Origin of the sequence: Parasediminibacterium paludis, assembly GCF_042651445.1 — a bacterium.
Classification (GTDB): domain Bacteria; phylum Bacteroidota; class Bacteroidia; order Chitinophagales; family Chitinophagaceae; genus Parasediminibacterium; species Parasediminibacterium paludis.
This window is the reverse complement of record NZ_JBHSDC010000001.1, coordinates 1-14,301: the sequence shown is the minus strand read 5'-3', so window position 1 is coordinate 14,301 and position 14,301 is coordinate 1. Positions and strand designations below refer to the sequence as shown.

Annotated in this window: 13 protein-coding genes and 1 pseudogene; 10 read left to right on the top strand and 4 right to left on the bottom strand. The window is 36.1% G+C overall.

The window, feature by feature from the left end; all coding sequences use genetic code 11:
* Window positions 1-236 precede the first annotated feature (236 nt).
* Window positions 237-983 carry a DeoR/GlpR family DNA-binding transcription regulator gene (locus tag ACFOW1_RS00070; RefSeq protein WP_379011325.1) on the bottom strand — a complete coding sequence of 249 codons (747 nt, stop codon included), beginning with the start codon at window positions 981-983 and terminating at the stop codon, window positions 237-239.
* 305 nt (window positions 984-1,288) lie between these two features.
* On the opposite strand from ACFOW1_RS00070, the gene ACFOW1_RS00065 reads away from it, so the two are divergent.
* From ACFOW1_RS00065 to ACFOW1_RS00055, 3 genes are all read left to right on the top strand, one after another.
* Window positions 1,289-2,338, top strand: coding sequence for an NAD(P)-dependent alcohol dehydrogenase (locus ACFOW1_RS00065; protein ID WP_379011324.1), 1,050 nt, complete (start codon window positions 1,289-1,291; stop codon window positions 2,336-2,338).
* 723 nt (window positions 2,339-3,061) lie between these two features.
* Entirely contained in the window at window positions 3,062-4,483 is a 1,422-nt protein-coding gene (locus ACFOW1_RS00060) for an FAD-binding oxidoreductase (protein ID WP_379011323.1), read from the top strand.
* Between the two features lie 113 nt (window positions 4,484-4,596).
* The gene (locus ACFOW1_RS00055) at window positions 4,597-5,262 is read left to right on the top strand and encodes a hypothetical protein (RefSeq protein WP_379011321.1); all 666 of its coding nucleotides are present in this window, start codon (window positions 4,597-4,599) and stop codon (window positions 5,260-5,262) included.
* On the opposite strand, the gene ACFOW1_RS00050 is transcribed toward ACFOW1_RS00055, so the two are convergent.
* From ACFOW1_RS00050 to ACFOW1_RS00040, 3 genes and pseudogenes are all read right to left on the bottom strand, one after another.
* Window positions 5,228-5,776: an LOG family protein gene (locus tag ACFOW1_RS00050; RefSeq protein ID WP_379011319.1), complete on the bottom strand. Its 549-nt coding sequence runs from the start codon at window positions 5,774-5,776 to the stop codon at window positions 5,228-5,230. The genes ACFOW1_RS00055 and ACFOW1_RS00050 overlap by 35 nt on opposite strands.
* A gap of 171 nt (window positions 5,777-5,947) precedes the next feature.
* A complete protein-coding gene (locus ACFOW1_RS00045; RefSeq protein ID WP_379011318.1) occupies window positions 5,948-6,715 on the bottom strand; it encodes a 3-keto-disaccharide hydrolase in 768 nt (255 codons plus the stop codon).
* Window positions 6,716-6,802: 87 nt separating this feature from the next.
* Window positions 6,803-6,904 (bottom strand): annotated as a pseudogene (locus ACFOW1_RS00040) (arginine deiminase-related protein); the annotation flags it as partial.
* 349 nt (window positions 6,905-7,253) lie between these two features.
* Between ACFOW1_RS00040 and ACFOW1_RS00035 the strand changes: the two are divergent.
* From ACFOW1_RS00035 to ACFOW1_RS00005, 7 genes are all read left to right on the top strand, one after another.
* Complete coding sequence (locus ACFOW1_RS00035) at window positions 7,254-7,544, top strand: hypothetical protein (RefSeq protein WP_379011316.1); 291 nt, start codon at window positions 7,254-7,256, stop codon at window positions 7,542-7,544.
* A 340-nt stretch (window positions 7,545-7,884) separates the two neighbouring features.
* The gene (locus ACFOW1_RS00030; protein WP_379011315.1) at window positions 7,885-9,801 is read left to right on the top strand and encodes an RHS repeat domain-containing protein; all 1,917 of its coding nucleotides are present in this window, start codon (window positions 7,885-7,887) and stop codon (window positions 9,799-9,801) included.
* A 19-nt stretch (window positions 9,802-9,820) separates the two neighbouring features.
* Window positions 9,821-10,294 carry a hypothetical protein gene (locus ACFOW1_RS00025; RefSeq protein ID WP_379011314.1) on the top strand — a complete coding sequence of 158 codons (474 nt, stop codon included), beginning with the start codon at window positions 9,821-9,823 and terminating at the stop codon, window positions 10,292-10,294.
* A 126-nt stretch (window positions 10,295-10,420) separates the two neighbouring features.
* Window positions 10,421-11,518: an RHS repeat domain-containing protein gene (locus ACFOW1_RS00020; RefSeq protein WP_379011460.1), complete on the top strand. Its 1,098-nt coding sequence runs from the start codon at window positions 10,421-10,423 to the stop codon at window positions 11,516-11,518.
* Window positions 11,519-11,529: 11 nt separating this feature from the next.
* Window positions 11,530-11,994 (top strand): hypothetical protein, encoded by a 465-nt coding sequence (locus ACFOW1_RS00015; RefSeq protein WP_379011311.1) that lies wholly within the window; start codon window positions 11,530-11,532, stop codon window positions 11,992-11,994.
* A gap of 134 nt (window positions 11,995-12,128) precedes the next feature.
* On the top strand, window positions 12,129-13,172 hold the full coding sequence (locus ACFOW1_RS00010) for an RHS repeat-associated core domain-containing protein (RefSeq protein ID WP_379011310.1): 1,044 nt from the start codon (window positions 12,129-12,131) through the stop codon (window positions 13,170-13,172).
* A gap of 686 nt (window positions 13,173-13,858) precedes the next feature.
* Window positions 13,859-14,080: a hypothetical protein gene (locus ACFOW1_RS00005; RefSeq protein ID WP_379011309.1), complete on the top strand. Its 222-nt coding sequence runs from the start codon at window positions 13,859-13,861 to the stop codon at window positions 14,078-14,080.
* Window positions 14,081-14,301 lie beyond the last annotated feature (221 nt).

Sequence of the window (14,301 nt, the reverse complement as noted above, 5' to 3'; positions counted from 1 at the left end):
TTTATGGTTTTTATTGAAAAGAATGAATAGAAAACTTGCAAAAAATCGCATCATTTTTTTCTTGTGAAAAATAATCTGCGGAAATCATAACAATTTATTCATAACAATAGTACATAGTTACAAATAAAAATTCACACAAACCACACCGCTCTTAACATTTTTTAACAAAATAAGAAAAAATTAAAAAGCTGCATAAAAATGCAGCTTTTTCTAAAAATTAATGTCTTTTGCGTTTTCTATAAGATGTCTAATCCCACAGTTCTATAATCGTTTAGTGCAATACTATCCGGCGCCAACTCGGTAATCAGCGTATCAATAACGGTTATATCACACACTTTTAAGCGTTGAACGGAATTTAATTTCTCAGAAATAGCTAGCGATACTGTTTTGTTAGCACATGCAATCATCGCTTTTTTTACTTCTATCACTTCCCATTCAAGATCGGTAATGCCTTCTTTCGCATCAATACTGTTGGTGCCAAGAAAACAATAATCTGCTTTAATATCTTTTAATCGCAATACGGCTTCAGCACCCACACTCATTTGCGCTGATTTTAACAGCTTGTTGCCGATAAAAATGACATCAATGTTGGGATGGTTTAAGAGCTCTAAAGCAGTAGGCACACTCGGGGTGATAAAAGTGGCGCTTAAATCTTGGGGTAAAGCTTTTACAAGCTCTCTAATAGTTGTTCCACCACTAAGTACGATAAACATACCATCTTTAATTAACTGAACAGCCTTATGTGCAATAGCTTTTTTTTCAGGTAGCGAATAGATATCGTTGTTTTGTATGGTAAAATGAAAAGACTTCGACAAAGCGCCACCATGCACTTTCGTTAACTTACCTTCCTCGTCTAATTCTTGTAAATCTCTTCTTATTGTGTCTTCACTTACATTCATTTGAATGCTTAAATCGCTAGACAATACTTTATTGTGGATATTAATTTGCTGTATTATATACGCTTGTCTTTCTTTTTTTAGCATAGTGCGGGCAGTTGGTGAAGATGGCTAAAATACACTAAAATTTAAAAGTGATGCTTAATTTTTGCGAATTGCATCGCTCGAATATTTTTATTATAACTATATAAAATATTATCAACTCGCTAATTAAGTTAACAAATACTGAAATAGTAAACCTTCAAACCAGCATTTTTAAATATCTAATTACCCAAAACGAGTGGCTACCTTTCGTAATTAGAAATTTTATTGGGCTTTACCTTATTAACTCACCCTTATTAAACTATGCTGCTGTTATTTTGTTGTTCAAACAATCATTAATATAATTCATTATGACAGCAACAAAAGGATATGCAGCACAATCTGCTACTACGCCGCTTGCACCATTTAGTTTCGAAAGACGCGACACAGGTGCTCACGATGTACAAATAGAAATTTTATACTGTGGCGTTTGCCATTCGGATCTACACCAAATTCGTGACGAATGGGGTGGGTCTATTTTCCCAATGGTACCAGGCCACGAAATTGTAGGTCGCATTACACAAGTGGGTAGCCATGTTACTAAATTTAAAGTAGGCGATTTAGCTGGTGTGGGCTGTTTCGTTGATTCTTGCCGCACTTGCCAAAACTGTAAAGATGGTATCGAACAATATTGCGATGAAGGTATGGTAGGTACTTATAATGGCCGTGAAAGATTGACAGGCGCTCCAACTTACGGTGGCTATAGCACAAGCATTGTTGTTGATGAAAATTATACACTTCATGTGTCTGATAAATTACCACTTTCTGGTGTTGCACCTTTATTGTGTGCAGGTATTACTACTTATTCGCCTTTGCGCCACGTAGGTGTAACCAAAGGGCATAAAGTGGCTGTTCTAGGTCTTGGTGGTTTAGGCCACATGGCGGTAAAATTTGCCGTGGCTTTTGGCGCAGAAGTTACCATGTTGAGTTCTTCACCATCTAAAGCAGCTGATGCTGAAAGATTGGGTGCACACCACTTTGCACTTACCAGCGATGCGGAAACCATGAAAGGCTTACAAAACAGTTTCGATTTTATCTTAAATACTGTTTCTGCACCACACGATTACAATACTTACCTTAATTTATTACGTACTAATGGTACCATGATTGTAGTAGGTGTGCCACCTTCACCATCACAAGTACCTGCGTTTAACCTTATTGCTAAACGTAGAAGCATCATTGGTTCGCTAATTGGCGGTATTAAAGAAACCCAAGAAATGCTAGATTTTTGTGCCGAGCACAATATCGTTAGCGATGTAGAAATTATTGATATTGATAAAATTAATGAAAGCTACGAGCGCATGTTAAAAGGTGATGTTCGTTACCGTTTTGTAATAGATATTGCATCTTTGAAGAAATAATGCACCATTGATATTAAGAAAAGAGCTGCTTCAATAGTTGAAGTGGCTCTTTTTATTTTGAGGTTACTGCAGCACCACTATACCATTTTACTGATACGTTTTATAGCGCATTGTACAATCCATAGTGATACTTAGTTGGTACTGGGATAGGCAATGTCGCTAGGGTTTAGCCATAATGTTACATTAATGCTTATGGTATTTTTATAATAAATAAGGGTTACTAAGCGCTAATAAATATGGCATCTTTACTTTATCTATACATTATCTATACTTTATCTGTACTGTATCTATGCTTTATCCATACCTTACCTACGAAGGATGAACGAAGGAATGGTGCTTCTTTTATACTTGAGACTAGCTTTAAGGTGGGCTTAGCGTGGGCTTTTACTGGCTTTAAATACATTTGATATATTCTCTATAATTATACCTTTTTGGTGTGTAACTTTCTATTTTATGCATGATTTTTATACTAATTAATGTGTTGTAAATTTTTTGCTTAAATTAGGTTCTAAGATTTTTATTGTGTTACTATTTATACATTAGTATCATGTATCTAAAATACTTTGTTTTAAAGATTGATGGATGAGTATATGGTGTTTGATACACAGAGATAAGCCCATCTTGTTTTTAGAAGAACAATGATTTGTCGTTTATCATTCATCATTCTTATGGCTAATCTATGATGCTTACGACGCAACCATTACTTTTGCGAAAATTTTTTACATGGAAGCAACTGCAACTAGCGGATTAATTACGACAGAGATTTTTGAAGCCTTACAGCAAATTGTTGGTGCGCAATATATTTTAGCCGACCAAGAAAACTTGCAACACTACGGCCACGACGAAACTGAAAAATTATTATATCTACCAGAAGTGATTGTAAAACCAGCCACTACTGAAGAAGTTGCAGCTATTATGCGCTTGTGCAACCTGCACCTTATTCCTGTTACCCCTCGTGGTGCTGGCACGGGTTTAAGCGGGGGTGCATTACCACATTTGGGTGGTGTATTATTAAGCACTGAACGCTTAAATAAAATCATTCAAATAGACGAAAGAAACCTACAAGTAACCACCGAGCCAGGCGTTATTACCGAGGTATTGCAAGATGCTGTAAAAGCGAAAGGCTTGTTTTACCCGCCAGACCCAAGCAGCAAAGGCAGTTGCTTTATTGGTGGCAATATTGCCGAAAACAGTGGTGGCCCGAAAGCTGTAAAATATGGTGTAGTTAAAGATTATGTGTTAAACTTAGAAGTGGTATTACCAACAGGCGATATTATTTGGACTGGTGCTAACGTGCTTAAAAACTCAACTGGTTACAACCTGACACAACTAATGGTAGGTAGCGAGGGTACATTGGGCATTGTTACTAAAATTGTATTAAAGTTAATTCCACTGCCTAAGTACGATTTATTAATGCTGGTACCATTTGTAGATTTAGAAAAAGCTAGCGAAGCTGTAAGCGCCATTTTTAGAGCAGGCTTCACCCCTAGCGCTTTAGAATTGATAGAGATTGATGCGTTGCAAATTGTAGCCAAAATGGTAGATAGCCACGCCGTTCCTGTAACGCCAGATATTGCGGCGCACTTAATTATAGAAGTAGATGGCAACAATATGGATGTATTGATGAGTGAAATGGAACAAATAGCCGAACTTATGGCAACTTATGAAGGTGGTGAGGTATTTTTTGCAGACGATGCGCAACAAAAAGCCGAGCTATGGAAGCTTCGCAGAAGGGCTGCTGAGGCTGTAAAATCTGTAGGTTATACCATCGAAGAAGATACCGTTGTACCACGTGCTGAATTACCCGCCTTAATTAGAGGCGTCAAAGCATTGGGCAAGCAATATAATTTTCACGCGGTATGTTATGGCCATGCAGGGGATGGTAACTTACATGTACGTATTCACAAAGAAGGTATACCAAACAGTTATGGCAATGAAGAAATGACCCATATTCTCCGTGCGATGTTCGATTTGGTGTATAGCCTTGGCGGTACTATTAGTGGCGAACATGGTATTGGTTTAATTCAAAAAAAATACATGGATATTGTATTTAAAGAAGCCAATTTAGATATTATGAGAGGCATTAAAAAAGTGTTTGACCCCAATAATATTTTAAACGCGGGTAAAATCTTCGATTCGAAATAATGTTAAAATTAGTTTTACAAGTATACTGATGGTAGAAGCAAGCAAACTTTATGTTTCTTTGCCACGCTATTTGCTTGTTGTAAAAATTATCAACCACTATCAAAACTATTATTATGAAGCGCTTATTTCTTTCTATACTTTGTACTGCATTTGCGTTAGCAGCTTTTTCGCAAGAAGACGAAAAGCCTAAACGCTTGTCTATAGAAGAAGAACCAATGCATTTTCGTAAAGACCATGTATTTATTGGAGGTGGCGTGGGTCTTGGCTTTAGCAGTAGCACCTATGGCAGTAATTTTAATATTGGCATTACACCAGAACTTGGTTATTCTTTCAGCAGTTGGCTAGATGCTGGTGTATCGCTAAACCTTAATTACTACTCTTATAATTACGGCTACTTGGGTGTTGGTACTACTAAACAACGCAGTTTTAATTTTGGTGGTGGTGTTTTTTTAAGAGCTTATCCTTTGCAAGAGTTTTTTATTCAAGTACAGCCAGAGTACAACTTCATTAGTACAAGGCTTACTAATACCAATAATAGTTCTGTATTTCATCTTAACCAAAAAGCACCTAGCTTTTTAGTAGGATTAGGCTATGGCAGACGCATTGTAGGGCAAACTGGCTTTTATACAGCTATTTTACTCGATTTAGGTCAAGACAATTCTTCGCCTTACCGTCAAGTAACCACAGATGCTTATGGTAACCCAACAGGTACTACAACCGCTATCCCAGTTATTAGAGCAGGTTTTACATTTTATCTGCATCCAAAAAAGCAAAAATAGCTTCAGGAGAGTCGCATATAATGAGGCGTTCTTGCCAATGATCGTATAAAAAGCCCGCTTGCTGCATGGTATTAATATGTGCTATTAAATGATTGTAATAGCCAGCAGAATTTAGTAGCAATATCTTTTTGGAATGAATTTTCAACGTGTTCCAAGTGAGCATTTCAAATAGCTCATCTAATGTACCATTGCCACCTGGTAGTATAACAGCGGCATCGCATAGTTCATACATCATGCGCTTGCGCACATGCATATCTGGCACTACTTTTAGCTCTGTAATATTTTTATGATCTTGCTCCCAAGCCAATAGCAATTCTGGAATAACACCTATTACTTCACCCCCATTTTCCATCACACTATCTGCAATAGCACCCATTAAGCCCACACTGCCGCCACCATATACCAGTTTAATATTTCTAGCAGCCATCATTTGCCCCAAAGCCTTCGTATCACTTATAAACAAAGGATTGGCGCCAGTTTTACTACCACAAAACACCGCTAAACTATTTACCATAATATGTTAATTATTATAATTTTCTAGACAATCGTTAGCAATATTATTGCTTTACAAATAATAAAGCCAACACAAGATGTTATGTTGGCTTTATCTTTTTGTTGCGTCAAATTTTTTCTTGCAGCAATACCCAATGGCTTAAATTATGTGCAATCTGCGAGACCGATACATTTACAATTCTCTTACCCAAATATTTTTAAAGCTAATAGGCACGCTTGGGTCGCCATGTGCTTGTAATTTAATAGGCGAAGCGCCATGTGCTTTATAGACAGGTGCACCAATATAGGTAGTAGCACCTTTTAGTTCAACATTGTTTTGTAGTAATACCCCATTGTGTAGCACCGTTACTCTTGCAGGAGATTTTAAAGAACCATCCGTATTGAAACGTGGGGCTGTCCAAATAATATCATAAGTCTGCCATTCGCCCGGTTGCTTACATGCATTGGCTAGCGGGATAAGTTGCTTGTACACACTACCTGTTTGTCCATTTACATAGGTGGTGTTGTTGTAGCAGTCTAAAATTTGTATTTCATAGCCTAAATCGCCTGCCCCTGTTGATGCTAAAAACACACCACTATTGCCACGCAATTGCCCTTCGCCAGTAATATTTTTAGGAATACGCCATTCAAGATGTAACTGGTAATCGGTAAAGCTTTGCTTGGTTTGTATGTTGCCAGCTTTTTTGTTTACGGTAAGGATGCCTTTTTTTACAACCCAATCTGCAGGTTTGGTATTATCATTGGTAGATACCCACTTATCTAAACTCGTACCATCAAATAGTACAATGGCATCAGAGGGTGCATCGGCAGCCGTTTTACCCGGCGTAACAATTTTAGGTACGGGTGACCAAACTTCTGTGGCTTTAGGATCGCCTTGTGCCAACAATTGGCTTGCTGCCATGGTGAGTGCCATGCAGGTTGTTAAAACATATTTCTTCATAATGACAAATTTAGACTGCTAATCTAACTGTATTTATTACACAATAAACACACTATTCGCTTGCAAACGTTATTGGGGATAATCTCACTAGAAATTTGTTTGCCTTTTAAGAAATACCACCGCCATCATGCATCTAGCGCTGCCGCCGCCATTGGTTTCTATAGTGGCAATATCTACATCAATGATGGGTTCTTGGGTTTCTACAGGGCAAACACATTAACATAAGTATTTTAGTGAAAGACCCTCTAAATAAATAGGCGAATTTAGAGGTAGACTTTTGCCTCATAGCTGCTTGGGGCTTTCGGATTATGGCATCAGGGATGCCTTTTATCTGTACTTCGACTTGCCTTGCGGAACAAGCCTAAAAGCGGATGAGAAAAAAAGGTGGGTTGGGAATGAATAACGAATAATTAATAATGAACAATGAAATTTTAATGCGTTTGCCTATACGCTACCACTGGATAAATTAAATTATTTATGCTTGTTCTGCACTTTATATACATTATATCTGTACTTTCATGTTCACAAAATATGACTTATGGCAATAGCAAAAGGTATTATTGGTAAAGGCCTCAGGGGGCAGGTAGGTAGAAAATACGTTTATAAAAAGTATGGTAATAAGACAGTGGTAACCGCTTATCCAAATATGAAAAACATTCGGCCAAGTGTTGCGCAATTAGCGGGGCGAAGTTTATTTGCAAAAGCATCTGTGTTTGCTCGTGATGCAATAAAGGATCCAGTAATGTGTGCCCAATTTGCTGCAAGGGCCAATCCTGGCCAAACGCCCTATCGTTGTGCTGTAAGTTTGTTTATGAAGGGTAAGGTATAGGGTATTATAGCTAATGTATGCTATATTGGGATGTAGTCACCTAGGGCAAGCTGCATTACAGCTAAAAACTAGCTCTGATTCCATCATGTAAAAGGTTGATTTTAATTCATGCCATATGCTTGTAGGCGATATGACCAATATTGGCTAAAGCTTGGGGATATGAACCATATTAAATTTAGCAGAGAATATAGGGAAACGCAATTAGTCCACTCAATGGTTTTATTATAAAATTGATAATGATTTTAGATGCGCTCATCATACTGTGACTGCAGTTCAATTATTGTTGAAATGAATTCGTAATGATTGGCATCAACAAGCCCGAGATGCCTATGGCTATAGTTTGAATTACTTTACTAACGATTACCAGCCTATAAATACTACCATTACGCCGTTTGCAGCAATCGCCAGTAGCTTACAGTCCTCTAATACAGGGGCTTCATTATACAATGGTAACATTCGAGCCATGTTAGTGAATATTCCATCGTTGAGCAATGGTAGTGCTTATTTGTACGGTTACCGATACGACCAATTAAATCGAATTGTTGGCATGGATGCTTTTACAGGGCTTGCCAGCAATAATAGTTTTAATGCTAGCATTACAACTGATTACCAAGAGCGTATAAGCTACGACCCCAATGGCAATATTAAAACTTACTTGCGCCACGGTGATAGCAGGACTGCGACTACAGGAATGGACAATTTGGCTTACAATTACATACCCAATACAAACCAACTATTACAAGTAACTGATGCAGTCACTGCGACATTGCCCACTGATTATACTGATATTAAAACCCAGCCCGCTAATAATTACGCTTACGATGCGATTGGAAACTTGGTAAGTGATACGCAGGGAGGTATTAACAATATTACTTGGACAGTGTATGGTAAAATACAAACTATTACAAAAGCCAACGGCACAGTTATTAATTATACTTATGATGCTAGTGGCAATAGAATAAGTAAAACAATAGGCAATACTGCCACCTATTACGTGCGTGATGCAAGCGGCAATGTAATGAGTGTGTATAGCAGCACTGGGGCAGGTAATTTAACCCAAACGGAACTACATATGTATGGTAGTAGCCGCATTGGTATTTATAATGTAAATATTGATGTAACAAATACAGCAATTACTAGTACAACTACTACCTTTACAAGGGGTAATAAGTTCTTTGAGTTGAGTAACCATCTAGGTAATGTGTTAGTAACCATTAGCGATAAAAAGTTGCAATACAGTAGTAATAATTCTTTAATAGACTACTACACCGCAGATGTTGTAACAGCAAGTGATTATTATCCTTTCGGGATGCAACTAGTAGGTAGAAAATATACGCAATCTAATAGTGCTTATAGATACGGATTTAATGGAAAAGAGGATGATAAGGGTATTACTGAAGGTGGGCAAGATTATGGGATGCGTATTTATGATAGTAGAATAGGCAAATTTTTAAGTGTTGACCCATTGACGAAAAGCTATCCATATTTAACACCATTTGCATTTGCTGAAAATGATGTTATCAGTTGTATCGATTTGGATGGCCTCGAAAAATATAGAATTGTTGGTAGAAGTTTTGCACCATTAGGTTCGTTTAAAACAACTCATTTTGAGAGTAAAGCGGATGGAAGGACTAAATTTTCAATTGCGGATTTCAAAAAAGTCTCAGCTAGAATACATGTGCAAGTAAATGTAAATATGAGTTCCGGGTATTCTTTAGAAGAAATCTCAAGTCAAGCTACAATTGATATGTTAGGCAATTCTTGGCCAATCAAAAATCAGAATATAGAGCTCACTGAAAGTTCATTTGATTTGAAGAGTGAGGAAGAAAGGAAAGCAACCTTAAGGGGTAAGTATAGCGCTCAGAATGGAATGAATTTTGGGCCTCAAATTGACATTCAATTCGATATTACTATTAAAGTTGATGACAATAAACATACTACAAATATCTCAACGACTATTACTGGAAATGTATTTCCAGCTCAAGAAACAATGATTTTTGATGAAAAAGGTACTGGGATATTTTTAGGCGTCTCTATTGCAAGGGGCAACCCTTGGACTGGTGTTTGGAATTCTGGTGAGGGTAACATACTTTCTCAAAAAAATGTAAAAGTAGCAATTAATAGTAACGGTGATTTTTTAGGTGTATACTCTAAAGACAAAAAAGGTAATGAAATAGTTCTTAGCCCTAGTGCATATAATGCCAATTTTGAAAAAATTGATGTATGGGACGGGAATAAATATGAAGATAAACACTAAAAATGTCTAACATAAAATCATGAAAAAAAACATTTTTTTTTTAGTTATAGGATTATTAGGTTGTTTTTGCAAGCCTAAAATAAAATCTATTGAGTTTCAAATCAATCCTAAATATATAGGACCTTGCATCGTTTTCATTAATAATGATACTTTAAATAATAATACTGAAGCTTTTATAATAGATAATGGTCTTGCAAAAATTCATAAAAATCTAACGTCTCGTCCATTTATATTTAAACATGAAAATGACATATTAAGTGTTGTTCAAATTGGCGAAGAAGATAAAATATTGAGAATGGATAAAAAAATTTTTGGCTTAACACTTAATACACAATCCACAAGTTGTGCTAAACGTTTAGAAACTATTACATTTTTTATCGGCAATAAGTCTGATTATATTAAATGGCTTGATTTACACAAAAGCGAATTTGAATATTTTGAAGAAAAGGGCATAGATTGGTGTAGATATTATAATTCGTTTACTAACTTTTAATATAGTGATGAAGCACTAGCGCAGGTCCCCGCTCTTCGGGATGTTCGTTTACGGCATTCCGAAGTACAGATAAACAGGCATTTGTAATGCACTAATTTCATTTTAAGTTCTTTGAATTAGCCTTTTATTTTCATAGAAGGCTACTATCCTTTCGGTATGCAATTACCCGGCAGAAAATATACACAAACTAATAGTGGGTATAGGTATGGCTTTAATGGAAAGGAAAATGATAAAGACATTAGCGAAGGCGGGCAGGATTATGGGATGAGGATAAGTGATAATAGGTTGGGTAGGTTTTTGAGTGTGGACCCATTGCAAAAGAAATATCCTGAACTAACACCGTATCAATTTGCCGGGAACAGCCCTATTAAATTTATTGATTTAGACGGGCTTGAACCTGCAGAACCTGGTATGAAGCAAGGACAAAGTAGTGTCGCAGCTAAAAACGGGACTGAAAACTTTTTTAATTGGAGTTGGAATGTTGATAAGAAATCAAAGAAAGGAACTTGGGTCCAAGGAAGTTCTACAATGTATCAAAATGGCGATGTTGCTAATACAAGCAGCCATGATGATGACACAAAAACATATCATCCAGAAGTGGAAGTTAGACCTGTTTCTGTCAATCGCTTATCCAGCCTTTCACCAATGCCATTACCCAAAGTAGATGATAATAATTTAGGTATCCGATACGGTGATTTGGCTACCGCATTTACTGCAGGTACAAAATTAGAAAATGATGCTTCCCAAGCAGAGGCACAACAGTTGTTAAATAATTTTGTAAAAGGTGCAAATAAAATATTATCCTTTGACCCTACATCAAACATGGCACGCATACTAGGACAAGACCAAGCTTTTGCAAAACTTGCTCAATCTTTTGAGCAACAAGCTTTGACTTATTATAACAGTAAAGGAACTTTGGAAGGTTTTGAAGGTAATAAGGTTCTAAGAAGTTTAGGTATGCCGTATATAAAAGGCACATGGTATATGCATACAGTTTTGGGAGGTACACAACAATGGAATGCGCAGATAACTCAAATTTCAGCAAATCAAGTCAAAGTACGATATATGGTTTGGGATCACTTTGGTGCAGGAACAGATGATGCACAATCAAAACTTCCAGCTTTATCATCACTATATTGGCTGCAACATAATTCGCCACGCTATTACCCATCCACATCCAGAAACTATGCACCATTTAATTGGAATATTAGAGTCAATAGATAAAACATTAGTAAATGAACAAATCAATCACCTTAATAGTTTTGTCAGTTTTAGTAATTGCCAAAATATCTTGCAGTTATTCAAATTCAAGTATGCAAGATGATTGCAAAATAAAAGAGATAAGAACTTTGTTTACGATACCAGGAGTTTATGAGGGTAAAACTGCAGGGTATTCGCACTATGCATTAATTCCAGATTTTTCTAAAAAATGTATGGATAGTGTTACAATGGTTAATCTAGCTATAAAATATAGTGATACTGTTAAAGTTGGTAATCCTGCAGACATAATCATGTTTTTTAATTCTGATAGAGATTTTGTTCAAAACGAAACTTCACAGGTTATGGAAGAAATTAATAAAAGTTGTTTAGTAGTGATAGGGCTTGACGTCAAAACTAAAAGGCCTAACGATTTTATATTTTACAATCAGAAAGGTGAAAGACTTTATTGGGGGAATAGATGGTTGCCAAATGGCAAGTAAAAGTCTTCACTCTTCTTAATGTTTGTTTAGTGTACTACAAAGTATATATAAGCAGGGTCTTCTAATGCCTAAATTTCATTTTAAGTTCTTTGAATTAGCCCTTTAATTTCATAAAAAGCTGTCATCCTTTTGGGATGGCCATGCCAAGTAGAAAATATATGCAAACAAATACTGCTTACCGTTACGGGTTTAACGGTAAGGAGAAGGACAAAGATATTTATTGCGAGGGAAATGCTTATGATTTTGGAGAGAGGATAGAAGATCCACGTTTAGGGCGTTGGCTAAGTTTAGATCCTTTAATGAAAAATTATCCTTCACTTAGTCCTTATAATGGATTCGGAAATAATCCTATAATTATGAAAGATCCAGATGGAAGGGATATAGTTTATTTTAATAGGCAAGGTCAGGAAGTCTTAAGAATACAATCAAGTACAAGGTTCGAGACGTATGTTGAGGTTAATAAGAAGAACAATGCAGTTCATAATGTTTCCCCTTTTAATTTTTCTGCATCAGCAGGTACAACGACAACCAGTAGACCTATCCCATTTGTGAATGAGTTCCAAAAAGTACCAATGCCTGATATTATCACTGAAAAACTTACGACTAATAAAGACAAGGACGGAAATTGGATAATTGAAAAAGGTTTAAGCGCAAAAAAATATCAGCAATACGATTATCAAATTGCAGCCTCAACATTTTTATTTAACGAATCTAAAAACGATGGCTCACAACAATTTGTTACGGACGGAGGTGTAAAAATACCTACTGCAATTACATCCAAAGTTTCAAATGTATCGCCAACTAATGTAAAAGAACTCATGATGCAGGAGACACACTATGGAACTGATGCACTAATGAACGGTAAAGATGATATAATGCAAGTGAATAATGGGGTAAGTAATTTTCAAGATTATAAACCATATAAAGCTAATTATGGGTTATCTAAAGGAACAGTGCCAAGGCCGTTATTATCTATCACTGCAGGGCTTAAAGATTTACTGACTAAGGGGTTTAAAGGGGGCGTAACTTATGATTCTATGACAGGGACGCAAACATTCACTTTTCAAGGATGGCTTCAGGCAGGGAAAAATTATAATGGTAATGGCGTTCCTAATTATTTGGAAAGTTTACAACATATGGAATCAACAAAAAGAGCACCTACAGCAAATGATTACTAATAAAAAAACATTCTTTATACTGTTATTGTGTTGTATATTTTTAAGAATATATGGACAAGACTACAATAAAATATGCTAGAAAGCACTATTACAAAATAAGGCTGGAAAACAATATTCAGCTATCACAGACTCTACTGCTACGTATGTTACTTTTTTAGGTCAAGTTTTTTCTAATGGAAAGAATTATAAAATTATTTCTATAAAAAATACATGGGGTATTAATAAACGTACCAATGGTTATTTATGTATTTATAATGGGAATAATCAATACGTTGGAAGGTATGTTTTAGGCGATGCGTTAGACTTGCCTGTTAAATTATATAAGGGCGATCTTTTTTTTACAAATAAGAATAAAGATTGCAAAAAGAATCTCACTAAAAAAATCAGCTTAAAATTTGGTTTACCAAGTAAGATATTTATTCCGGCTTGCGATGGTATGGGAGATATTTATGAATTTACAGATTGATTTAGGTTTGACTATTTCTAAAAAGCCGTTGATTGCTCAGCGGCTTTTGTATTTTACGAAGCATACGCCTGTTTAGCCCTGTAATCTAGCTAGTGTAGCAATCACAACTTATACTACTGCTGCTTTTGAAGCTACAGCTTCTGAGAGGCTTATAAGTGGTAGTTACAATCTTGGTTCTCAATATATACAAAATGGAACAGACTCAAAAATTGGTTGGGGATTGGAAAATGTTAAAAATATTAATCTTTCAAGTTTTGCATTATCAATTATTAATCCAGATGCAGAAGCAACAAATGCTGTACTTGGTAACTTTGGGAAAACATCAATAGCTGATAAATTCAACAAAGCTGTTGGAGGCAGTGATTTTACCTTAAAGAATCGAGTTTCGGCGCTGCAATTGATTATGGTACTGGGAAATTTGGTGGTATGGTTGGCAAATTAGCCAACAAGTTTAATATCTTTAATAAAACGGGAAGCAAAATAGTTGGATCTACAATAAATAACATGATTTCCATGCCGGCGAATATTATTAATGATGTAAGTTCCCCTGAATCTCGCTCATTTAAAAGTTGACAAAAATGTTAACTTTAAATGAGCGATATGAAAAAGACACGATTCACAGAAACACAAATTGTAAAGGCTATTCAAGAACATGAGAATGGT

Bases quoted from the DNA above. Each gene is read 5' to 3' on its own strand.
- ACFOW1_RS00070 (WP_379011325.1), bottom strand. From the start codon at position 983: ATGCTAAAAAAAGAAAGACAAGCGTATATAATACAGCAAATTAATATC.
- ACFOW1_RS00065 (WP_379011324.1), top strand. From the start codon at position 1,289: ATGACAGCAACAAAAGGATATGCAGCACAATCTGCTACTACGCCGCTT.
- ACFOW1_RS00060 (WP_379011323.1), top strand. From the start codon at position 3,062: ATGGAAGCAACTGCAACTAGCGGATTAATTACGACAGAGATTTTTGAA.
- ACFOW1_RS00055 (WP_379011321.1), top strand. From the start codon at position 4,597: ATGAAGCGCTTATTTCTTTCTATACTTTGTACTGCATTTGCGTTAGCA.
- ACFOW1_RS00050 (WP_379011319.1), bottom strand. From the start codon at position 5,776: ATGGTAAATAGTTTAGCGGTGTTTTGTGGTAGTAAAACTGGCGCCAAT.
- ACFOW1_RS00045 (WP_379011318.1), bottom strand. From the start codon at position 6,715: ATGAAGAAATATGTTTTAACAACCTGCATGGCACTCACCATGGCAGCA.
- ACFOW1_RS00035 (WP_379011316.1), top strand. From the start codon at position 7,254: ATGGCAATAGCAAAAGGTATTATTGGTAAAGGCCTCAGGGGGCAGGTA.
- ACFOW1_RS00025 (WP_379011314.1), top strand. From the start codon at position 9,821: ATGAAAAAAAACATTTTTTTTTTAGTTATAGGATTATTAGGTTGTTTT.
- ACFOW1_RS00015 (WP_379011311.1), top strand. From the start codon at position 11,530: ATGAACAAATCAATCACCTTAATAGTTTTGTCAGTTTTAGTAATTGCC.
- ACFOW1_RS00010 (WP_379011310.1), top strand. From the start codon at position 12,129: ATGGCCATGCCAAGTAGAAAATATATGCAAACAAATACTGCTTACCGT.